The sequence below is a fragment of the Fuerstiella sp. genome, from assembly GCA_022447225.1.
GTDB lineage: Bacteria > Planctomycetota > Planctomycetia > Planctomycetales > Planctomycetaceae > S139-18.
The window spans coordinates 78,315-102,031 of the sequence record JAKVAZ010000014.1 but is presented as its reverse complement, the minus strand read 5'-3'; the positions used below and the strand labels follow the sequence as shown (position 1 = coordinate 102,031).

Sequence of the window (23,717 nt, the reverse complement as noted above, 5' to 3'; positions counted from 1 at the left end):
CGCATTACCCCCCTGCAGGACTATTCATGGAACAGATTCCTTGATCGAAAAATGAATCGACTGACGGAAGACGTTCGAGAAAAACGACAGGACCACCTGCGAGCAGCTCGACAGGCCCGCACCGGAAAGAGAGCAGAGACGGCCGGCACTACGCAACCTGTACCGGCTCTTCCGATTCGACCTTCAGTTCAAAGGTTTCGGTGTAGTCGGGCCAGCTCACAGCGGCGACACAGACTTCAAGCAACCAGCTGATTTGGTTGTACCTCGCATAATTTGTGTCCACAGCGTCTTCGGGAATGTGCAGATCCAGCGTGGCATCAATCGGGTGATGGGAATCAACCTGGATGTCGCGGGCAACCTCATGTTCGGATTCGTACAGGTCGTCACTTTCCATATGGGGATCGCAGTCATCGGTGTCAGACGCAACCCACTTGCGACAGACCAGTTTGACGGTAACACGTTCGACATAAACCGATTGTTTTGCCGACTGCCGATAGTGCACCCGGAACGACTCGTCGGGGCGAAGGGGATGGACTGATGCGGTCAGCGTGGGTTCGGACAACTTCATCCTGGCCATGCCCATCATGATCGTCCTGATAATCAGATACATGCCGATCACAAGGAACAGAACGATCACCAGCCACGACCACCATGGCACTTCATTGGTTTCAAATAAAAACCAGCACAGTAGTGCGATGGTCCAGATGACGGCGTTCCATCCTGCGCAGAACATGACTCTTTGTCCAAAGGAACTCACGTACGGACCCGGTCCATACGGCTTCAGCGGCACATGGTGACCCCGCGGTTCCGGCGTCACGTCTGTCTGGTGTTCTGACAGTAAATTCATCCATTGTTCTGAAGCGGAACTCTCCAGACGCAGTCGCCCGCCTTTCATGCGCCACACCCACAGGCCGATGATGAATCCCAGCACGATCACACCAATAGTCAGAAAAATGGCAGGAAAGAAGCTGAACGAATTATCGATCACGGCCACATCGGGTTTGTTCGGGTCGTACCATGCCCGAACTTTTGAACCCACGGGATAGCGACGGACGACCTCCTGCTTGCCGCTTCGACCACTTGAGCTAATCACCATAATCCTGTACCGGCCGGTATCATGTGTTTGGCCGTCCACTGTGTAGCGGAAGTGGATGTCCGGGTAGAACGTCGTTCCCTCGGTACTCCTGTTAACGCCAACATCGGAAAGCGTCACCTCACCCTCGACCGGCAGAAACTGGCGAACTCGAAACTGCTGGTAGACACCCCATCCGCCAAACCCACCGAAGCCCAAAACGAACATCAACAGGAACACGGTGAGACAGCCGATGCCGAATGGGCTGCGGTTCTGTGTCGACCCAGCGATATTTTTCACAACCACGGTATCCTCCTTTGGCGTCGCGTTCGTCAAACAGAAGCTCAGGCAGACATCGATGCCTGCAGGTGTTCAGCTTCTTTGTTTCGAAGACCTTGCCATGGATCGGAACGCGACCAGGGCGATATCGGACTTATACCGTTCTGAATTTTCAGGCAGAAGATGTGATTTTCAGAATAAAGGGCTCAGAATTTGAGTTTGGTACAGATTCGGCCACGTTCACACAGCGAAGACACGCTGAATGACACGTCGTTCACCCGAAACGGCGGGAGGTCACCGGCCCCATTGAAGCCGGAACAACGTCGACCAAAACTCCACTGCCCTGCCCCACTGCGCTACACCGCCGCAGCGAATCTGCCACAATGATCGGTAATCCTATTTCGGATCCGTTTGGTGACGGTGTAAAACAGGTTCCTGTTCATCAATAAGGCAACACTCGTATGACCGACTCCATCTCTGGCCAGTGGTCACGTCGGCAGGTTCTGCATTCCATCCCGGCTGCGCTGATCGCACCGTCTCTGCATGCGGGCTCCTTCCGGACACGCCCGCGGATCGCCGCAGTGGTGACCGAGTACCGTCGTTACTCTCACGCACAACATATTCTTGATCGTTATCTGATGGGCTACGGCTGGAATAACCAGCACCATCTTCCTCCGGTCGATCTGGTATCACTGTACGTGGATCAGCAGCCGGAAAATGACCTGAGTCAGGCGCGGGCACAGGAGTTCCCTCAACTCAAAATCTATCCGTCCATCGAAGAAGCACTCACCCTGGGCGGTGAAGAAATGGCAGTCGACGGCGTGCTGCTGATCGCCGAACACGGCGACTACCCCAAAAACGAAATGGGACAGACGCTTTACCCTCGCTATGAATTCTTTCGACGCATTGTGGATGTCTTCGAACACAGTGGCCGAACGGCGCCCGTGTTCAACGATAAACATCTGTCGTGGAGCTGGGACCAGGCCAAAGACATGGTCGATACGGCAGACCGAATGGGATTCGCGCTCATGGCCGGATCCTCATTACCGGTGACCACACGACTGCCTTCGGTTGATCTGCCGCTGGGCTGTGAAGTGGAAGAAGTCGTCAGTGTCGGTGTCGGCGGACCGGATGGTTACGACATCCATTCCCTCGAAGCTGTGCAAAGTCTGGTCGAACGTCGCAAAGGCGGAGAGACCGGTGTGGTGGCCCTCCAGGCGATCCGTGGAGACAAATTCTGGGACGCCATGCAGGCGGGTTCCTGGGACGCCGGCGGATGGGATCCCGAACTGGTCCAGGCCTGTCTGTGCCGCAGCCTGGAACTGATGCCCACCCGGAAGGGATTCAATCATCACCTGCCAACAGTGGACGAGATGAAGGGACAGGTCGCCGATCCGATCGCGTATCGATACGAGTACGCTGACGGACTGAAAGCCACCATCATGCTGGTGGAAGGCATTGTGCAGGACATCACCGTCGCCGCCCGACTCAGGGACCAGCCCAAACCAATATCGACGCTGATGTACGTTCACCCGCGCGAGGTTGTGAATACCTTCAGTCCTTTAGTGCATCACACCGAAACCCTGTTCCTGACAGGCAAGTCTCCGTATCCGGTGGAACGCACACTGCTGACCACGGGACTGACCGAAGCGGGTGTGACATCCCTGCATCAAAACCAGCGTCGACTGACCACGCCACACCTGAACGTGCGCTATCAGCCTGAACATCAATCGACGTTCCAGACCAGTCCCAATCCGGCACCGGTCGACCTGAAACGCCCACGGGTCGACGTTTCGTGCTCCCCGCGCAAACGTATTGCGGTTATCACCACAATCTGGACTTATCTTTCCCACTCTCAGCATATCACCGACCGGTTCCAGGTGGGTTATCCAATGCACGGTGAATGGCATTACCCCGATATGGACGTGGTGTCGCTGTGGGTGGATCAGCATCCCAAAGGCGACTTGAGCGCCACACGCGCTGAACAGTTTGGCTTTGAGGTGCATCCGACGATTGCTGAAGCCCTGCGCTGCGGCGGCTCGGAACTGGCGGTGGATGGTGTCCTGCTGATCGGTGAGCACGGTCGTTATCCGTCCAACGAAAAAGGGCAGAAGCTGTATCCACGTTACGAATGGTTTGAAGAGATTGTTTCTGTCTTCGAGCAGGACAACCGTGCTGTCCCGGTCTTTAACGACAAACATCTTTCGTATGACTTCCGGAAAGCACAACGGATGGTGGATGCATCAAAACGTCTCAACTTTCCGATGCTGGCCGGTTCCTCGATTCCTTTCACCTGGAGACTGCCTGAACTGGAAATCCCGCCTAGTGCAGAGATCGAAGAAGTTGTGATGGCCGGAGCCGGAAGTTCTGATGCACACGATTTCCATGCACTGGAAGGGCTGCAGTCGATGGTCGAGCGTCGTAAAGGTGGTGAATCGGGTGTCAAATCGGTGCAACTGCTGCAGGGGGACGATGTGTGGCGTGCTGCCGAAGAAGGTCGCTGGTCCGCACAAATTCTTGAAGCCGCTTTGTCGTGCAGTGATGAACTGAAAGGGATCACGCTCAAAGATGCACGGCCCCAGGATCTGCTCCGCAGCGGCGTGTTACCGGAAATTGTGGAAAAGCCGCGTGCCTACATCATTGACCGGAACGACGGTCTCAGAACAACGCTGCTGTGGCTGAATGGCGCGGTGGGTGATTTTCTGTTCGCGGCAAAACTGAAAGGCCCGGCCGGAATCGTGGCCACACAGTTCCTGCGGAGTCCCGGACCCAATGTGCATTATTCCGCCTGTCTGGCATCGAACATCGAAGAGATGTTTGCCACGGGCAAAGCACCTTATCCGATTGAACGCACGTTACTGGTCAGTGGAATGCTGGAACGCTGTCTGGATTCGATGATGCAGGGAAACCGCCGCCTGGAAACACCCGAACTGAATGTTCGTTATCGTGTGGGAGATGCGTCTCAACATGCTCGCAACTAGGCAAACGGTTGCGTTGCCGCTGTCAGCGCGGATGGGAATCCGCGACTCGGATCCAATTAAGTCAATTGTCGGGTATCACAACCCGGATATAATTAAGACGTCCGGAGTGACTGTTCCTCAATGGCTGTCGTATGTCGGGAATCACATCGGACAGACTGTGAACCCGTGTGGGAATTTCCAGCCGTGCCAATCAAGCGAAATTGTCGTCTGGCCGTCGTACTCATGGTGATGGTCGGTCTGTTGCTGACCGGTCGCCAGGCGATCGCGGTCCAGAAACAGTTCGCCGCCCCGTCACTTTCGGGAGGGATGGGCTGGATCAATACCTCGCAGCCGCTGAGTATGCGGGCCCTGCGCGGTAAGGTCGTGCTGCTCGACTTCTGGACCTACTGCTGCATCAACTGCATGCACATCCTGCCGACACTTAAACAGCTTGAAGAAAAGTATCCAAACGAACTGGTGGTAATCGGAGTACACTCGGCAAAATTCCGCACCGAACGTGATCTCGAGAACATTCGCCGGGCAGTGCTGCGATATGAGATCAGCCATCCGGTACTCAACGACGGCCGCCAGGCCGTCTGGCGACGCTGGAACGTCAACCGCTGGCCAACGCTGTTCCTGGTCGACCCCGAGGGGATGGTGTGGTCCTGGCAAAGTGGCGAGACCCCGTTCGAAGCAATCGACCGGGATATCGCCCGGATCATCCAGATCCACCGCAACAAGGGAACACTCAACGAGCAGCCGATCCGTTTCGAACTGGATCGCAGTCGTCTTAAACCAACTCCGTTGTTGTTTCCCGGCAAGGTGATCGTCGATGCTGACAACGAACGGGTGTATATCGCCGACAGTGGCCACCACCGGATCGTGATCGCCGGGTTCGACGGCAAGCTGCTGGACACGATCGGTTCAGGCCTGGCCGGACAGATTGACGGTGACTTTAGTACGTCCAGCTTCCGCGATCCTCAGGGTATGGTGCTTTCCGGCAACACGCTTTACATCGCCGACAATCTGAACCATCTCGTCCGCGCGGCCGATGTGTCTACCGGCCAGGTGACCACGCTCGCCGGAACCGGCCGGATGCTGCCCAGCTATGAGACACTGACTCGATACAGCACGACGCCGCGTCAGTATGCGCTGTCCAACCCCTGGGACCTGGCATTGATCGGTTCTAAGCTCTTCATCGCGATGGCCGGCACACACCAGATCGCAGTACTCGACCTGGCCGGCAGCGGGATCGGAGTCTTCTCGGGAACCGGGGTCGAAGACATTCAGGACGGTCAGCGGACCATGGCGGCTCATGCCCAGCCAAGCGGGCTGGCGACTGACGGTCGGAACCTGTTCGTCGTCGACAGCGAAGGCAGTTCACTGAGAGCCGTATCACTGCCACCGCAGAACCGTGTCACCACGCTGGTGGGGACCTCCGGACTGCCTCAATTCAAAAGCCTGTTTGCGTTCGGCGACCGGGATGGACGAGGCAGCCGCGTCCGACTGCAGCACCCGATTGGCGTGGCGTTCCATGCCAACTCGATCTACATCGCCGATACCTACAACCACAAAATCAAACTGGTCAATCCAATCACTCGCACCTGCAGCACACTCGCTGGCGACAGGTCCGCCGGCCCCGGTATCTCGCCCCTGCAACTCCACGAACCGGCCGGCCTCGCGGTTCACGGACAAACGCTGTACATCGCCGACACCAACAATAACCGTGTGGTCACCGTCGACCTGCACACCCAGGAATCCCGGTTGTTTGAGATTGAAGGACTGGCACCACCCGCGGCTGCCCGGGGGCAGTGAGTGCTGGAGCCGTCTTTTCACGGCCTGTTCAGCTTGTGTTTGCTGTTTTTTGTGGCGGTTGACATAATCCGCCTCTGGATATCACTGCTTTCGTGGGGCCGATGTCCAAAGTTTTACGACAGACGTCGAAACGACAAAACACAGACGAAAACATCAAGCGCCCGTAGCTCAGCTGGATAGAGCAACGGTCTTCTAAACCGTAGGTCGCAGGTTCGAATCCTGCCGGGCGTATTTGTTTTTTCATTGGTGAAACAACTGTGTGTATTCTCGAACGGTCTGCTGTGTACCTCAAAAATGTACCTTGGCGGATTCAAACAGGTACATTTACAAACAGCCGATCCACCTTTTCAGCAGCCTCTGCCTGCGCCCCCTTCATCAGATGGCTGTAGGTATTCGCTGTTAAGGTGTAATCACTGTGCCCTAGTCGTTCCTGGACGATCTTCATCGGCACGCCAGCCGCAATCATCAGGCTTGCCTGAGTGTGTCGCAGATCATGGAACGTGAAGTCGTCCGAAATTCCAGCGGCTTCCCGAATAGGATGCCAGACTCTGCGATCGAAGTTTGATGGCCGCTGTAGGGTGCCAGTCGTTGTCGGAAATACCAACGGGATCTCTGACGGCTCCATGCCGTCTGCCAGTGCTTTCTTACGACGGCGCTTTAGTGCTTCGACAGCAATGGCTCCCAGCGTTACGACTCGCCTCCCTGCTGCCGTCTTCGGAGCCTTCGTTCGCAATCCTCCAGCAACCTCTTCCAACGTCTCACGGACTACCAGAACACCTTCTGACAGATTCACGGCAGCCCACTTTAATGCCAGGACTTCACCCTTTCTGAGTCCCGTAGTCGCTGCCACGATGATTGCATCACCTAATCGATGATCTTTACAGGCAGCAAACAGCGAATTGCATTCACTGACTTCGAGTGGCCTGATTTCACGCTTTCGAACCTTTGGCATATCAACCGCATTGGCGGGATTGCTGTCCACACACTGTAGTTTGATGCCTCGGTTGAGTGCCGCGCGACAGACACGCAATGCCCGCTTCCGCATGTTGTTCGTGAACTTCTTTCGAGACATAGCCGCCATCCACTGACTGATATCCCTGACGTTCAGTCTGGCAAGTTTTATTCCGCCAATGAACGGCACGATGTAGAGCCTGACGGCAAGTTCATATTCCAGATAAGTCTTGCCAGCCCGATTCGGCTTCACTTCGTATTCCAGCCACCATGAGAGAAATGCCGCCAGCGAATCCTTCTGACGTTCAAAGTCTATCGCCTTGCCAGACTGCATCCTGAGTGCCGCCAGTTTGCCAACGACTTCTTGTTCTGTCTTGCCGTAGACGACTTTCCGCTTCTTGTTTCCTGTGACGGCATCAACGCCGATCTGGATTCGGCCTACCCAGCGTCCGTCAGATTTGCGACAAAAAATCGTGCCTTCGTTTTTAGCTCGCTTAGCCATTGAAAAACTCCACGCAAAAACGCTGCGGCCTTAGCGTCCTTCGGTTCTAGTAAACCGTGCAGCCGTTTCCGGACATGCAACACATAGCAGCAGCGTTTAACCGTCCACGCGGGACGGGAGAGTTCAAATTTTTCACACTAGATTTAAGGATCTGTATGTTCCCAAAAAACTATTCGATTGCAACTGACGCGATCCTGCACTTGTATTCACACATACAACAGTTGAAGCAGGAGCTCTGGTTTATAGACTCGGAGTCAGTCATAAATTTCATCCACTACCGAAGGTTCAATGAAATGGCTCTGACACCATGTCCGCACTGTGGAAACGGGATTGGCCAAGGCGGCAAAACATGCCCACATTGTGGCGGCGGAATAACTTGGCCAGGTGAAGAGGATGAAGCAGTAGCCCTTGGTTGCATCGTTCTTATCTTTATTGTCGTGTTTTTTTTAGGGGCTTTATTCCTCTTGTAGTGACACATTGAACTGCTGTAGCGAAGTAGTTTATTTCCCACGGAATTTGTTAATCCCAATTAACAATTCAAAAGCGTCTGTCATATGAACCCCGTGGAACACCGCCAGGCAACGCACCTGGCGGTTCACCTAAAAGAGCGCCATTACACTGGGAGTCTTTGCCGCAAACTATTCGATTGCAACCGCGCTCTTCGACAGGTATTTGTGCGCCGGCCCTCTAGTCACTGGCTCAGGGACGTTGTCCAGGTCGAGTGATTTCAAGGCGGCCAGGTAGAGACTCTTTGCTGACTTCTCAGCGTCTGATGCGGGATGAACTTTGCTTTGGCCGTAGCGATCAAGAACCATCAGCCCAGCCGCTTCAACCTCTCGACGACACTGCTGCGACCGATCAAATGCCTCTGCCGCAACCAACAGCGTCCGCAGTTTGACGGTTGACAGCTGATACATCTCAGCAATGTCGGTGTACCACTCAGCCGTACCAGGATCCAGATGCCCAATGTCCTCGGGGTTCATGTCATCTCTGCTTTCAAAAATCGATTTTTTTGTGCGCGTTAGGATTGGGGTTCTGTGAAGGGATGGCTTGTAACTTTTTGCCCCCTTACCCCTCCCTGAAGCTTAGTAACGACTGCTGAACGACCTTTTGCCTATTCAATCAGCCACATGATCTTCCACCGTGAGTTCGCCAGCTGTGCGTCCGTCATGCCCGACCAGAGTATGTTTCTTTCGTTTTAACCCTCGGATCGAGTTCACCTCACTTGATTCTGCCATTTAACTCTCCGTTTCTGTAACCCTTGCAAAGATGCCGTATGTACATGAGGTATGTGTTTGTCGTTGTTTCCCCCTAAAGGGGAAAACAACACACACACACCTCCTTCCGAATAGATGTTCGTTGGTCCTCGTTAACGAGCATCAACGAGTATCCTCCTCAGGTTCCTCACACTCTTTTGGCTTACCGTCTTCCTGTTCAGTGTCGTTAGTCGCTGATTCAGATTCGACTGATTCAGATTCGACTGATTCAGATTCGACTGATTCAGATTCGGCGAATTCCTTCTCGTACTCGTCGCCGTACTCAGCAAGCAGATAGCCGCCTTGCACAAGCCGACGCTGAACGTCGCGGTACGGGTGAATCGCGATGGTTTTTTCCGTAACCATGTCTGCGAAGGCCTCACGAAACGCCAGTTGCGGGACTTCACCTCTAAGGTCTTCGATATTCCTCTTAGATCGCGGAGTCTTGTGGTTCCGCATAATGGAAGTAATGCGTGCTCGGGCACGCTCGACTTTGGCGTGATGGATCTTGGCTTCAGCTTCGTGTTTTTTTGTTTGTCTGTCGGCTATTCGTTTTTCTCGGTGTTCCTGGAGGTCCACAAAATCTGCTTGCCACAAGATCTCGTTAAAATTCATTTGTAGAAGGTGGAACTGATCGTCTCGACCGCCTGCGCGGATCGCTATGTTATGAATGCCTTCGCCTTGGTATTCACCCATCCGGCCCATCAACCAGTAGTTGCCAGCGAATTCAGCGATGCCGGCTTGGCTTAGGTCCTCGAGATTGGGAGCGTCGTCAAAACTGGCAGTTTTTTTTACGTGGTGGCAGATAACGACTTCAGCTGGTCGGCACGCGGCCATGAATCGTCGCATTGCCGGACCAACCTCGGTGAGATTGGCGGTATTCAAGCCCTCCAGGCCCATGTAAAGCGGGTCCAGAATAACGACGTCGATGTCATGTTCCACAATAGCCGCCGCCACGGCATCACAATCTGGCTGACGGGGCAATGTTGGGAAGTTTGCAGCTTCAACCCTGATCCAGTGCTTAAGCTGTTCCGGACCACACCCGGAGCCAGCTGCCTTGCCAAGCTTCTTCAAAGCTGACTTGAGAGAAGCCTCCCCTGTGATTAACAGCACACGCCGTTGCAGTGGTACAGTGAATTCCCCCAGCCAAGAACGACCAGTTGCGAGAGCGACACAGAGGTCAGCCATTAGAGTTGTCTTAAGTGACTTCTGCTTAGCCCCAACGATGGTCGGTTGACCGCATGAGAAAATGTCATCCACCAGCCACTTCGTCGGCTCATTGATAAGGTGCCAATGATCCGCAACGTCTACTCCGGCAAACCTTAGGACTCGTGTGACTTCGCTGCCGCTTTCGCCTTCTGTGGAAGGTCTGGATTCAATGGCTTTCAGACGCTCAAGTATCGCTGGTACATCCAGTCCTTCCGTGTGATAGTGCTCGCACCAGTTATGAAGGTCGCCACCAACCGGAATGTCAGGCCAGTCGTCGGATAGACATTTGATTTCCACGACTGTGTGAGCTGCCTGTTCGCGGATCAACTTCGCGACTTGGGATGCGTACTTTTTCCCCGCCTCGTCGTGATCGGGAAGCAACACCACATGTTTACCACTTAGTACCGACCAGTCCGATTTTTGCGGTGATGCAGAACCCTGGCTGGACGTCGTAGCAGCTAATCCCAGCAACCGAGCAGCGTCTGCTGCTTTTTCGCCCTCACAGACATACACCGTTTCCGCCGCGACCAGATCTCTCAAGCCATACAGCGGTCGGGGTTCATTCATCGCTCCGCACACCCAGCCAGTGTCAGTGCGGCTTACCTGCCGAATTTCTTTGCCGTTCTGAGTATCCCATCGCAAAACATATCCAATCGGCTCACCTTCCCTACCCGTGTATTCCCAGAGAGCATCAGGTGCCCGTTGCGTAGTAATCAGGTGATTCTGCTCGAGGCTCCATGCTGTTGCGGAAATGGCCCGCTCAACATCGTCGTGGGCGGTTTTCGATTTATGGCTCTTCTGCAATTTACCGGCATTTGCCGGCAATGTTTTTCTATTGCCACCGCCACCACTCAGCCAATCATCGACCCGCTCTAAGGCTTCAGGAAAGGTACAGTCCAGCATCCATTCTATGGTCGAAAAACCGTCTGCGTTCCGCTTGTCGTGGCACTGGTTGCACAAGACGCCGCCGCTTTCAGCCACATCGTCGAACGCCCGGAATCGGTCTTTGCCTCCGCATTTGGGGCACGGCCCATGCACTTTCGGATCCAGCTGTTCATTAGTCAGCCCGCACACATCCCACAGGATGTTGCACCATTGGCCTCGCGCGTGTTGCCGCGTTTCTTCTTTGTCGTTCGGGTACTCATTTAATAACATGTTCATAGTTAACTATCCGTTAATTGTGTATTCAACGCCCTGCCGGCCTTGTGAACCGGCGGGCGTTTTTTTTTGTTTAGAGGCGTGTTCTTCTACGGTTCCGTGTGACTGCAGGAATTCGATCCAATCGCTTCCGAGGACGTATTTGCGGTTTCCTCGTTTGCGGATCGTCAGGCCATCTCGGCGGGCCTGTGCGAGTGCGTTTCGGCCTTGTCCGGTGATCGACATAAAGAGGGGCAGCGGATAGGCAACATCAGCCTCAACCGGTTGCAGCGTGCTAAGCATTCAAATCTCCATATTCAGTGTCGCGGGAACGATTGATCACGCATCAGCGTGACACTGAAAGGAGTATGCCGGGGCTAGTGTGGCCCATATGTGGCCCATATGTGGCCCAGATGTGGCTTTTTAAATTTCTTCAAGTTTTCCGTCTGCCAATTTGCGCTGGTTGCTAGCTCCAGCCTTAACGATGAGTGTGTTCCATGCTGGGTGATATACGCCTCGTGAACGAAATACATCCCGCAATAGACCTGCGTCACTACCACATGCCTCCAAGAGATCGGCATCGGAAACAACGTGCGTGCCATCAACCTTTGCCTGCCAGAGATGCTGCACGACGCCCTGCTGTGTCGCTGAGAATGTGAATTTGGTTCCGTACCAGTTCACATATCCAAAGTTTTGTGAATGGGTGCAGTGTTGCGGCCAGTCGTTAACTGTATTGCACTCGTCAGGTGCTACGTTTTTCACACCCCCACACAGATCCGAAAATAGACTCTCTACAGCCCTCCCGGCCAGGTTATTTCGCACATCGTTTTCGTCAAAAGTCACCGTGGTACCAAGCGAGTGTTCGGTAAACTCTTGGCCATTTTCTGACAGGATATAACCCCGGGCCAACGGGGGTGCCCCTTCAACAGGAACAGGGACGAATTCACCCAGCCCAGGATAGGCACATAGGCCACATCCCCGAATCGTCAGGTATCTGTGCAGTGCTCCCTGAACGCGAGATATGGTGCTGTCTTGAGAGTCGTCGCTCTGCGGTTCACATTCCAGCCGGACCAGTTCTACAAACAACTGGTACAGGCGTTGAGTGATTCCATCCTCTCGAATGTCACCGAACAGTGCCGTGAAAACATGTCCGTAGGTTTGGAAATCCATACGCCAGCGAGGAAACAACAGTTTCTGTCCAAACTGATCAATTCGCCCTCCCCTGTCATCGTGCGTAAGCGAGCCCAATAAAGGCCGAACGCGAACTCGCAATTCTTCATAAGAGATCTTTGCGCTAATAAAGTCGTAGAGATCAGCCAGCTGATCATCAAGTTCCTTGAGTCCTGCCATATTGATTTGCTCGCTTCAAGCATTGGACGAATCAGAACGCGACTTCGGACCATCACCACGGTATCCATAAGTGGTATAATCGGCCTCATGACACACTTTAACTCTTGCTGCTGACTCTAGTTAGGGTCAACAACAGAGGATCTCCAAATTTGGCACGGAGGCGTCAAATAGTGAAGAGGAAAATCACGGAAAAACCTGTCAAATTGTGTTCAGAGTGCGCAGAGCTCAAACCGCTAACCAGCTTCCGGCGGCGCTATCGAGACCGCCCGCAAAGAGTGACGGTATGCAATTTCTGTCATGTCAGGCGAGAGCGATTGCGAAGGCGTAAGAAACGCCAACAGCAGGATCAGCTCGTCATCCAGAAGTTCGCTACCGCGTACTGCAGTACCCGCGACCAGCAACGCCGACGTCGTATCTTTCAGCTCGGCATCAAAGCCGTGGGTGGATTCGATAGCTTCCTGAAGAAGTGGGTCGCTGCAATCCATGATCTGGTGAACAGAGGACAGTCCTCTCCACGTCTGTTACGTCTGTTTGAACTTCTCTGGGAACTTCAACGCGAACAGGACATGCAACGTCGTGCGACCCTGGACAATACGTCTGATGCCGACTTGAAGAACCTAGTCGACATGCAGCTGAAAAAGCTGATCGAGCAGGATCCAGAGCTCGTGCTCAATGCAGCGCAACGACTGGGTTGGAGACTGATCCCGGCAAACAGTTCGAACCTTGGCGACCAGGCCGTACTGGCCAGTTGATCATCTCTTCGTGCAGCACCATGCCGCATCCAGAGACTCGTTTCAACCAGCATCTGCCGTGAGCGATCAGGCCGTCTCATCGTTCACTGGCTGGTGTCGCGTGTGCACTGCAGGCGCTGTGGTTGCGGATCGGTCTGTCCACCCAATAAAAACCGCCTGAAACGTTCGACAGGTCATCTGACCCGCTACCAGCGTCAGGCGGTCGTCTTTGAGATTTGCTGATTAAGCACTCGCCCAACCAGACAGAGGGCCGATCTGTTCCGTCCGGGAACTCGAATCTTTCGTACTCCAGCGGAATTCAGGACCAAGCGGAAGCCCAGGTTGTTGTTGCGGTTGTCCGGCGTGTTGTTGTTGCGGTTCGCCGACCGGCAATTCCTGGCGGTGTTGTTCCAGCTACCGCCCCGGTTCACCCGGTTCGAGCCTTTCATGATCGTCCACCTGAAACTGTTCTAACACTGTTGAACGGAAATGCCAACTCTGCGTATTTGCGGCGACACCGAAGGCCGTCAGAGAGTTGAGGCGTTGTTGCAGCCCGTGTTCACTGATCAATCCCTGTGCCCACTGGCGTTGCACGTCTTGTAGCTTTCGCCGCCAGCGAATCCTGCTGCGACGGCTGAGAATCGTGTGCGTCGGAAACACTCGGCAGCCCAGAAAATTGATTCCAAAGTCAGTACGGTTCAGGATCGGCGGCTTGACATCCAAATCCAGATTTTCCTTCAGGTATTGCGTGCATTTCTGTGTGATCCGTTCCAGTTGTTTTCGATCATCGTGCCACAAGACCATGTCATCCATGTATCGCACATAACCTGGCAGTTGCAGTTGTTCTTTGGCATACCGGTCAACGTGCCCCAGATACAGGTTGGCAAAATGCTGTGATGTCAAACTGCCAATTGGTAATCCACGCCCGGATTCCCCGCGAAATGCGACAATGATGCGTCGCATCAGGGCCAGCAGTGGAAGGTCTTTGAATCGTCGGCGCAGCAGGCACAGCAGTCGCTGATGCGAAATGTTGTCAAAATATTTCCTGACATCCAACTGTGAAAACCAACGGTGCCTGCGGGAAAACACACTCGCTCTGTTTATTGCGGCTTCGCGACCTTTGCCTCGGCGGCAGGCATACGTGTCTTTGATCAGCCATCGTTCGAAGTACGGCTCGCAGATATTGATAATCGCGTGATGCAGAACGCGTTCCGAAAAACAGGGAGCAGTGATCACGCGCTCTTTCGGATCGCGAATCACAAACTGCCGGTACTGTCCAACGGGAACGACGCCGGCGAGCAATTGTTCCGACATGTTCTCAAGGTTTCTGTCCAGTTTCTTTGCGAACTGACGAACGACAGAGCGATCGCGTTTTCCGCGAGCCGCACGATAGAATGCGAGCCGCAGGTTGTTTCTTTTAGGTATCTGTGGAAACAGCTGGCTCGTTCGTTTCATCGTCCGGACTTAATTGAACGCAAAGAACTTCAAGAATCTGACTGCCATACTTTTCAACGCGTCCCTCTCCGATTCCCTCGATGTTCAGCAACGCTGTTTTTGACCGACAGCGTCGCTGCACCATCTGAGCGAGCTGCTCATTCGTAAAAATGGCATACACCGGAACTGCTTCTTTCTGCGAGATCGCTTTACGAATTCGTCGCAGTTCCGAAAACACGGTGAATTCATCGGACGACAGGATTTCTTTGTAGTCGACCTGACTTCGCCCCCGCGACGCCACTGGAGACTTTTTCGATTCGCCTGCGAAGAAATCAACACAGATGGCCCAAAAGGAGTTCACACCCTGGTCAACGAAGTGCCGTTCCACTGATAACACTTTATGAGCGTTCAGAAACGAGTTCAGCTCCTGAGCTGCATCATCGTCTGCCTGAACTGGAATCGTGAAAAAACGTAAGGCCATCAGGCTGTCCGGATCGCAGGACGGATCATGAAATGCTTGCGCCCCACAAAATCAAACGCCAGCGCCTCGCTGCGCTCGTCGCCGGAAACTGTGGCTACACGTACACTCCAGCCGCGGCGGTCGCGGCTCCGCCTTGCTCCCTCCGGGCTTACGTCGCACGCTCCGCTCATCTCGCGCCTCCGGCGGCGGACGGACTCAGGACCAAGCGGAAGCCCAGGTCGCGGTAGCGGTCGTCCGGCGCGCTGTTGTCGCGGTTCGCCGACCGGCAATTCCTGGCGGCGTAGAACCAGCAACCGCCCCGGAACACCCGGAACGAGCCCGAAGACGGTCCGCTGGGATTCCTCACAGAGCCACTTGGGTATTCCCCGTACCAGTCACTACACCACTCCCACACGTTCCCATGCATGTCGTACAAGCCCCAACCATTCGCGCGCTGTCGACCAACCGGATGGGTCGTCTTACCAGAGTTGTCTGCAAACCACGCGTATTCGTCCAATCGCGAATCACGGTCACTGAAACTGTATTCCGTGGTCGTTCCCGCTCGGCATGCGTATTCCCATTCTGCCTCCGTCGGTAATCGATACACTCGACCCGCAGACTTTTCCGCAGGCAACGAGGACAACATCCGGCAGAACGACACCGCGTCATCCCAACTCACCTGCTCAACTGGATGCTTTGCACCTTTGAAGTGACTTGGGTTGGTGCCCATCACCCGCTCGTACTGCTCCTGCGTTACTTCGGAGACGCCCATGTAAAACGGCTGCGTGAGAGTCACCTGATGAAGACGTTCATCACTGTCTCCTGAATCTGATCCCATACTAAATGTCCCACCAGGAAGAAACTTCAACTGCATACCGATGGAATTCGTCTTTACGGGATCCGTTTGCTGGTCGGAAGTGTCCTGATCTGCCAGCCGTTTCCTCTCGGCGCCCGTATCGCCGCTATCCTCGGTCGCAAAAGTGCCGTTTGCAGCCATCACGGCCGTTGGCATTTCCAAATCCTTGTTGCCGAATCGCAGCACAACCAGAATGGAGCCCATGCGTTCAGCCTGTTGAACCGGGTCGATGCCTGGGGCGAGCCTGGTGGAAATCAATGTTTCCACAGCGGCAATCGCTCGGGACTGATGTTTTGGATCCGGTAGATAGATGACCTTTGTCACCATATTGTTATGGATGACGTGTTCCAGATCTTCTTCGGTGACTTCAACCGGTACAACGCTGTGTTCGAGGTATTCCCGAGTGTTCGGATCTGTGCCACGAACTTCAAGTGTTGGGTACAACTGGAGTCCCTCGTAGCCCTCCATGGAGAAGCCAGTGAACTTCAGCTGGTAGACTGCATTTTGCGGAAAATCGAAGCGACTTCCGGAGATCAACTGGTCATTGGCCCAGCCGTCGGACACTTTCCAGCCAATAACCATTCCTGGCTGTCCGGTAAATTTCACCTGAGTCGCCACAGCCGGGTGTCCATAAGCACCCACATGGGAACTCGAGTGGGACGTACTCCTGCGAGAACTCATTGCACCAGTATGCTCCTGTGCAGCCGGACTCAGGACCACGCGGAAGCCCAGGGCGGAGGGCCGTTTGTCCGGCCAGTTACTGATACGGTAAGACGAACTACAAGCGGACGCATAGTAGGACCAGCCTCCGCCCCGTCGCACGGCCGTCGAGCCAGACGCGGGGACCATGGGATCTGTCACTGGCCCATCCGGATAAGTCCCGTATCGATCCTGACACCACTCATAAACGTTGCCGTGCATATCGAACAAACCCCATGGGTTTGGTTTCTTTTTGCCAACCGCATGCGTGGTTCTCCCCGAGTTCTCTCTAAACCAACCGTATTCGGTCAGATGACTCTGGTTGTCGCCAAAACTGTATGCCGTCGTCGTCCCCGCACGGCAGGCGTATTCCCATTCTGCTTCTGTCGGCAATCGATACACGCGACCAGCTGACTTTTCCCCAGGCAACGAGGACAACTTGCGGCAGAACTCTACCGCGTCATCCCAAGACACTTGCTCCACAGGATTGCTTTGCCCCTTGAATTTACTCGGGTTGTTACCCATCACCCGCTCATATTGCGTCTGGGTTACCTCGTACACACCAAGATAAAACGGCTTCGTTAATATCACCTGATGGGCAGCACCACCTTCGCCCATCATGAATGTTCCACCAAGAAGAAGCTTCAACTCCATGCCGATGGAGTTCTCCATCTCTGGTATGGAGTTCTCGACCTCTGGCGATGTCGAAGTCGGAACCTGAGACAACACAGCGGGCGGATCGGGGTTCGGTACCAATACGGCGGCTGCTTTCTCGGATTGCTGATCTGCCTCGCGTTTCCTCGCGGCGTCCTGATCTGCCAGGCGTTTCCTCTCGGCGTCCTGATCCGTTTGCTGGTCGGAAGTGACTACCGGGCTCGAGTCGTTGGGACCATTCGGATGCACGTTCCCGAAAACAAAGCCGATCAGAATGGCGAGGACCGGTACACTTAAGCAGATCACACCGCCAACCAACCAGAGAACCACTTTGTTGCGCGACGACCAGTTTTTCTGTAATGGTGCTTTGACAGACTCCTCAACTGCTGGCGGCCGCTTCTCCCGGATGGTCTCTCCACGTTCTGGCTGTGTTTCCGCAAGAGTACGCCGCACGGCAGCCTCACGCACGGTTGACTGCCGCACGGGAGGTGGTGACGATTCCGGAACCGTCGGGGTGCGTGGACGCGCAACAGACTTGCCCGGCCGCTCAAACTGCGTCGCTTGCCGCCTGGCCGCAGCCGGAGCATCCGTCTTGCGACGGGGGGACGATGGTTTTCCCACGGCCGGCTCCGCTTCCCCGCTTACAGCCGATGCAAACGATTCTGAAAACGCCAGACAGCTCGCGTAACGACGATCCGGCTTCTTGAATAACGACCGACCCACCACACGGGATACCAACTCCGGAATGTCGGAATTCCGATTGTGCAGCAGCGTGGCCGGCTTTGTCGCCAAAAGTACGACCACCTCCGCCATCGTATTTCCACGAAACGGCGGACGACCCGACAACTGCTCATACACGGTCACTCCCAACGAGTACTGATCAATTCGTTCGTTGTACGCTTCCTGATAGGCCGATGGAATCAGCATCTCCGGCGCCATGTATTCCGCCGTACCGATCAGGGTCCCGGTGCCGGTCAGCCGCTTCGCGTCCGACTCCTCACTCTCGGCCAGCACCTTGGCGATGCCGAAATCGCCTAGGTACGCGCGACCCGACGCATCGAACAGAATGTTGTCGGGTTTGATGTCCCGGTGGACCAGACCTTCCGAGTGCAGAAAATCCAACGCAGCCGCTACGTCGGGTAACCAGGCCGCGACCTCCGCCGGGCGGCAGGGACGGACGCGATCTTCCAGGCTGCCCCCGGAAAGGTACTGCATCACCGCAAACGGCAAACCGTCATGCACACCAACGTCCAGCGCCTTGACGATGTTCGGGTGCGACAGCTTGACCAGTGAGCGGATCTCCAGGTGAAAACGAGCGGCAAACTCGGCATCCCTGATCATCATCGGGTGCGGGACTTTGATGACCACGTCGGTGACCAACCGTATGTCGCTGGCCTTGTAGACGGTCCCCATGCCTCCGGCACCGAGTTTCTCGGTGACGTGATAACGCTCGGCCAGCGTCTGGCCGATCCAGCCGTGAGCGTCCTGGGACGACATGCAGATCCTCGACTTAACAATCGTGTATCCACTCAGCATACTCACGCCACAGCGTTCGGACAATCTGGCGTTCGTCTATGAATCCGAAATCCAGCCCGTATACCTTTTGTAACCGCCGAATTCTCGTCAGAATTACCAAATGCCACACAAGACGTTTGTGTCTCTTACTCTCATAAAGAACGTTGACGATGGACCGCGAATGGATCATTGGCAGTTCTGCGGACTGCGATGTCGTAGTCGAGGCCCCCGTTGTTTCCCGTCAGCATTGCCGTTTGCGACAAGTCGGTGACGGATTTCTGATCGAAGACCTGGGCTCGGCGAACGGTACGTTCGTCAACAGGATCCAGGTGACAACATCGGTTTCAGTCAAGCGATCGGATCGTATCACGCTGGGCCAGAACGTCCCGATGCCCTGGCCGGACGCGGACCAGGATACGGGCGCTGTTAGGACGCAGATCATTCGTATTGGCCGCGCGCCGGATAACGACGTGGTAATCGCTCGTTCGGCGGTTTCTTCTTATCACGCACAGATCATCCTGAGTGGAGATTCTCTCGTCATCGAAGACCTGGGCTCGACCAACGGCACGGGAATTGGAACACCAGACAATCACATCGAACGTTCGCCGCTTTCGCCGACAGACATGGTCTTTTTCGGTTCACACGCGGTTCAGGCCAGCGAACTCTTGGGGCGGTCATTGCCCGATCCACGCGGATCCCAACTTGCGACTGCCGATTCGAAAGAATCAACGTCAGGATCGTCGAAGGCAATTTCCTTCAGTGGCCGAGAGATGACCTTTGGTCGCTCGTCAGATTGCGATCAGGTTCTGGACTTTCCCATGATCTCGGGGAAGCACGCGCGCATGATTCGGACGGGTTCGTCAATCATTGTGGAAGACCTGGATTCCACGAATGGCACGTTCGTCAATGGCCTAGCAATCGACGGATCAGCCCCGGTCAATCCGGGAGACACAATTTCGTTAGGCAGCTTCAGTTTTGTGTTGACCGCGGACGGATCTCTGAAAAAGCGTGATTTTCGTGGCGACCTGACCCTGGAGGCACGATCGATTGCCATCGATGTTCCCGGCTTTCGGTTACTTGACAAGATTTCACTGACAATAAACCCATCGGAGTTCACCGGTTTAATGGGTCCCAGCGGGGCAGGAAAAACGACCCTGATGAAGGCCATGAACGGTTATACGCCACCCAGCAATGGGAACATCCTCTTGAACGGCGAGGATCTCTATCGCAATTACAGCCAGTTCCGCGGTCAGATTGGGTATGTGCCGCAGGACGACATCATCCACTCGGATCTGACCGTTGCCGAGGCTCTGTATTTCACGGCCCGCCTGCGGCTGCCACCTGATTTTCGAGATCGTGAAATTCATAACCGGATCAAGAAGGTACTGGCCGATCTGGACATTGAACACACGCACAACGTACTGATCGGTTCGCCCGAAAAAAAAGGCATCAGTGGCGGCCAGCGCAAGCGAGTCAATCTCGCCATGGAGCTGTTGACCGACCCATCACTTTTGTTTCTCGACGAACCGACGTCGGGACTTTCCTCCGAAGATGCGCTGAGCGTTATGAAGGTCCTTCGCAACTTGGCAGATTCCGGAAAAACGATTTTGCTTACGATCCACCAGCCCAGTCTGGAGATCTTTCAACTGCTTGATAACCTGGTCGTCGTTTCCAGGGACCAGGAGTCGAGGCAGCCAGGACAGATGGCTTACTACGGACCGGCCTATCCTGACTCCGTTAAATTTTTCAATCCAGATGGAGTGTCCGACCTGATTCCCGGAATGTTCCCAGGACCTGACGAGGTGCTGCGGGGACTGGCGCGTGGTCAGACAGACGACTGGGTGCAGAAGTACTCCGGATCGGATTATCAAAAGGAATTCGTGTCGAAACGGCGCCGTAGATCCGCCGTCATTCAAGAGCACTCGACTCAAACCGGCCCGACCACTCAACGTCCATCAATCCAGTGGCGGCCGCTCGTTCTGCGCTGCCTGGCCATCAAGATGAAGGACAGGGCCAATACGCTCATTCTCCTCGCGCAGGCACCAATCATCGCGATCTTGATCTGGCAGATCTTCGGGCGCGAGTCGAGCAAGGCGATGGACGACGGGAATTGGCTAAGCGTAGCCAAGGCCTCCACCACCACAGTGTTTCTGCTTTCCCTGTCAGCACTCTGGTTTGGTTGCTCTAACTCCATTCGCGAAATTGTTGCGGAGTGGGCCATCTATCATCGCGAGCGGATGGTCAACCTGCGGATCGTGCCATACATCGGTTCGAAGTTCGCGGTTCTGGGCTCCCTGTGCGTGGTCCAGTGCATCTGCCTGCTGGGCATCGTTCACTGGGGCAACGGCCTGGAAGGCTCCGGGCTGGGCATGCTGTTCATCCTGGTATTAGTGTCGCTGGTCGGCCTGTCGATCGGGCTGTTGGTTTCGGCACTGGTCCGCACGTCAGAAGCTGCCGTCGCAATTCTCCCGTTGATCCTCCTGCCCATGGTCATGCTCGGTGGTGTCCTGATGCCCCTGCACCAGACGAGCACAATGATGAAAATCGCGTCATATATGATGCCCTCTCGATGGGCATTCGAGAGCGTACTGCTCATCGAATCCGATCAGAGAATCTCCTGGACGAAGCCGATAGTTCCAGGGAACGTCGAAGGCAACAAAGAACAGGACATGGCGGAGACGTCCTTCCCCGAAGAAGACGGACGCACCAGCATCTTTGCCGGGATCGTGGTGCTACTGACCATGCTATGCGTCACGCTCTATGCCACGGGCGCTATTCTCTACCGTCGCGACGTCCATCAGACGTGACGTTCAGCCCTTTCAACCGCCGCAGTCGTTCGGCGGCGGCAGGATGAGTCCGGAAGTGATTGTCGATTTCCTGGACGACGGTATCGGCAGGAGCCCGCGACCTGGGCCGTTCTTTGCTGCGTCCCTCCCGCTTCTCCTTCTCTGCAAACCGGCGAGGCAGAGCCAGGGCCTTATCCTGATCACGTCCCAATGCGATCATTTGCCGAAAGGCCCACTTGTCGGCTGCAAATTCCTGGTCCTCCGAATACCCCACGGCAACCAGATGGTACGCGATCTGAACCAACGTTTCGCCCAATTCTCCCGCCAGTTCCGACGCGCGGGCCGCATATGTCAGGTTGCGCGTACAGTGCTTTAGTTCGACATGCGCGATTTCGTGCCCCAGCACAAACTCAAGTTCCACATCTCCCCCCACGAACTCCAGCAATCCTGTGTTGACGTAGACGTAACCGCCCACGTGCGAGAATGCATTGATTTCGGGTGAATCCAGTACGGTGAACGTGTAATCAATGCCCGGACGCTTACAGCTCTGCAGCAACGGTTTTGCCAGTCGGTTCAATTGAGTTGCCTGGCCGTCCGACCTCAACACCTTGTGCTGTTTGCGAATGAGGTCGTGCAACTGACCACCGATCCGCTTCTCATCTTCGACGCTTAATGCCAGGACTTCCTGCCCAACGTTGTCGACCGTCTTGGTAATTGTTTGGCCCAGCTTGAAAACATCTGAAACAAAGTCACTTGCATCACGCTGCCTGGTCTCCGAATCAACCTTATCGTCGAATGTCGGGTCGCCCTTCGCATCGGTCTCTGCGGATGAAGAGTCATCCAGGACGCCGTCTCGGATTTCGTCCAAAATTTGTCCCGGCAAGCGAACCACTTCCTTCGCAGCCGCTTTCACGGACCTGCCGGGAGCGTCTCGGATTTCCTGTTTCAGATCGGTGCTCGCTTTCTCGAAGGCCTTGCGGTTTTTCTCACCTTCGCTGCGAACCAGCCAGACAGCGATTGCGACCAGAATGATCAGACACACCGGCGTCCATTTTTGAATGCGTGGTTTTGTTTCCGACATAGCACCGCAGCCTCGCTTCACAAATCGGCACGTTCTTTAAGTATCACTACGCGATCATAACTCACTCACCAACCGATCGTCACTCAACACGCGGATGCGCTACATCGTGGTTTGTGTCATACTGCGAATCATCTGAACCGAACGTGATCGGGAAATCGCCGGTTGGTGCGTGGACGTCGATGGTCATCGCATCGACGCTCAGTCTACAGGCCCGTGGCTAAGCCACTCCGCGGCTCCTGCGATACTGGTTTGATCGCGAGGACTTTTGTCGTGATCTTTGGCCATGCTCTCGCTCGACCTGCGTTACCCGGGAAACCATATTCTGCGACTGAGTATGACCTGTTGCCCTAAATCACAACAAGCTTTGGGCCGGGAAAAAACTCAGAGGCCTGCCTAAATACATGTGGCACCGCGATGGGGGTCAAGGCCCCCCTTGCGTGCGGCGAGGTACAACTGACTGAGGATCCATTGCACGTCCCAGCGACAGCCTGCTCACGTCGGCTGCCTGCAGTTCATGCTGCGCAACTTGAAGCTGCTGAATGTTCCCACGCTCGTTCAGCAAAACCCGATGGCTTAGCGGATCTCATCCAGATCATGTTTTGACATCTCGACCTGCCGATCCCAGGCGAGGTGTCACCTAAAGTGTCACCTCGCACTGGATGCAGCAGCCATTTGGCGCAGTTTCCTGCATCAATCACACGCGTCAAAAACCAGTGTTCCGACACTCGCCGGACACTGGTCAGACAGTATGGGTGGACTTAAAATCCCGGGTCCGTAAAGGGCGTGCGGGTTCGAGTCCCGCCTCGGCTATCTTGTACCAGCGGTTTGACTGATGAGCTGTGTTTATCCGGACAAGTCACTGTTTGATGAGAGGCATGCCAGGCCAATTCAGACCGTTCGGGCTTCGCTTTGACGAATTGTTCTTCCATTGTCTTCAGGTCATACTTTCGAGTCACCTTTTGGGCTGTTT

Annotated in this window: 15 protein-coding genes and 2 tRNA genes; 6 read left to right on the top strand and 11 right to left on the bottom strand. The window is 54.9% G+C overall.

The window, feature by feature from the left end:
- Positions 1-148 precede the first annotated feature (148 nt).
- Positions 149-1,378, bottom strand: coding sequence for a DUF3592 domain-containing protein (locus MK110_16235; GenBank protein ID MCH2212852.1), 1,230 nt, complete (start codon positions 1,376-1,378; stop codon positions 149-151).
- 434 nt (positions 1,379-1,812) lie between these two features.
- Here MK110_16235 and MK110_16230 point away from each other — a divergent pair, with 434 nt between their 5' ends.
- The 3 genes from MK110_16230 (at position 1,813) to MK110_16220 (ending at position 6,357) form a co-directional block, all read left to right on the top strand.
- The gene (locus tag MK110_16230; GenBank protein ID MCH2212851.1) at positions 1,813-4,332 is read left to right on the top strand and encodes a hypothetical protein; all 2,520 of its coding nucleotides are present in this window, start codon (positions 1,813-1,815) and stop codon (positions 4,330-4,332) included.
- Between the two features lie 183 nt (positions 4,333-4,515).
- A complete protein-coding gene (locus MK110_16225) occupies positions 4,516-6,126 on the top strand; it encodes a redoxin domain-containing protein (protein MCH2212850.1) in 1,611 nt (536 codons plus the stop codon).
- A gap of 157 nt (positions 6,127-6,283) precedes the next feature.
- Positions 6,284-6,357: transfer RNA gene (locus tag MK110_16220), tRNA-Arg, on the top strand.
- 79 nt (positions 6,358-6,436) lie between these two features.
- Here MK110_16220 and MK110_16215 read toward each other — a convergent pair.
- The 5 genes from MK110_16215 to MK110_16195 all read right to left on the bottom strand — a co-directional run bounded on the left by MK110_16215 (position 6,437) and on the right by MK110_16195 (position 12,531).
- Positions 6,437-7,579, bottom strand: a complete 1,143-nt coding sequence (locus MK110_16215) for a site-specific integrase (protein ID MCH2212849.1) — start codon at positions 7,577-7,579, stop codon at positions 6,437-6,439.
- A gap of 638 nt (positions 7,580-8,217) precedes the next feature.
- The gene (locus MK110_16210; protein ID MCH2212848.1) at positions 8,218-8,562 is read right to left on the bottom strand and encodes a hypothetical protein; all 345 of its coding nucleotides are present in this window, start codon (positions 8,560-8,562) and stop codon (positions 8,218-8,220) included.
- Between the two features lie 396 nt (positions 8,563-8,958).
- Positions 8,959-11,205, bottom strand: a complete 2,247-nt coding sequence (locus MK110_16205) for an AAA family ATPase (protein MCH2212847.1) — start codon at positions 11,203-11,205, stop codon at positions 8,959-8,961.
- A gap of 6 nt (positions 11,206-11,211) precedes the next feature.
- The gene (locus MK110_16200; GenBank protein MCH2212846.1) at positions 11,212-11,484 is read right to left on the bottom strand and encodes a hypothetical protein; all 273 of its coding nucleotides are present in this window, start codon (positions 11,482-11,484) and stop codon (positions 11,212-11,214) included.
- Positions 11,485-11,604: 120 nt separating this feature from the next.
- The gene (locus MK110_16195; GenBank protein MCH2212845.1) at positions 11,605-12,531 is read right to left on the bottom strand and encodes a hypothetical protein; all 927 of its coding nucleotides are present in this window, start codon (positions 12,529-12,531) and stop codon (positions 11,605-11,607) included.
- A 314-nt stretch (positions 12,532-12,845) separates the two neighbouring features.
- On the opposite strand from MK110_16195, the gene MK110_16190 reads away from it, so the two are divergent.
- On the top strand, positions 12,846-13,283 hold the full coding sequence (locus tag MK110_16190; protein MCH2212844.1) for a hypothetical protein: 438 nt from the start codon (positions 12,846-12,848) through the stop codon (positions 13,281-13,283).
- Positions 13,284-13,676: 393 nt separating this feature from the next.
- Here MK110_16190 and MK110_16185 read toward each other — a convergent pair whose 3' ends face one another.
- The 4 genes from MK110_16185 to MK110_16170 are packed head-to-tail and all read right to left on the bottom strand — an operon-like array spanning position 13,677 to position 18,862.
- Positions 13,677-14,717 carry an RNA-directed DNA polymerase gene (locus MK110_16185; GenBank protein ID MCH2212843.1) on the bottom strand — a complete coding sequence of 347 codons (1,041 nt, stop codon included), beginning with the start codon at positions 14,715-14,717 and terminating at the stop codon, positions 13,677-13,679.
- Positions 14,680-15,177, bottom strand: coding sequence for an HRDC domain-containing protein (locus MK110_16180; GenBank protein ID MCH2212842.1), 498 nt, complete (start codon positions 15,175-15,177; stop codon positions 14,680-14,682). The genes MK110_16185 and MK110_16180 overlap by 38 nt, the downstream gene beginning before the upstream one ends.
- On the bottom strand, positions 15,177-15,347 hold the full coding sequence (locus MK110_16175) for a hypothetical protein (GenBank protein MCH2212841.1): 171 nt from the start codon (positions 15,345-15,347) through the stop codon (positions 15,177-15,179). The genes MK110_16180 and MK110_16175 overlap by 1 nt, the downstream gene beginning before the upstream one ends.
- Positions 15,344-18,862, bottom strand: a complete 3,519-nt coding sequence (locus MK110_16170; protein ID MCH2212840.1) for a bifunctional serine/threonine-protein kinase/formylglycine-generating enzyme family protein — start codon at positions 18,860-18,862, stop codon at positions 15,344-15,346. The genes MK110_16175 and MK110_16170 overlap by 4 nt, the downstream gene beginning before the upstream one ends.
- A gap of 188 nt (positions 18,863-19,050) precedes the next feature.
- Here MK110_16170 and MK110_16165 point away from each other — a divergent pair, with 188 nt between their 5' ends.
- Entirely contained in the window at positions 19,051-21,687 is a 2,637-nt protein-coding gene (locus MK110_16165) for an FHA domain-containing protein (protein ID MCH2212839.1), read from the top strand.
- Here the strand turns inward: MK110_16165 and MK110_16160 are convergent.
- Positions 21,653-22,747 carry a M48 family metallopeptidase gene (locus MK110_16160; GenBank protein MCH2212838.1) on the bottom strand — a complete coding sequence of 365 codons (1,095 nt, stop codon included), beginning with the start codon at positions 22,745-22,747 and terminating at the stop codon, positions 21,653-21,655. The two genes, MK110_16165 and MK110_16160, sit on opposite strands and share 35 nt — an antisense overlap.
- 727 nt (positions 22,748-23,474) lie before the next feature.
- On the opposite strand from MK110_16160, the gene MK110_16155 reads away from it, so the two are divergent.
- A tRNA-Leu gene (locus MK110_16155) sits at positions 23,475-23,556 on the top strand.
- Positions 23,557-23,717 lie beyond the last annotated feature (161 nt).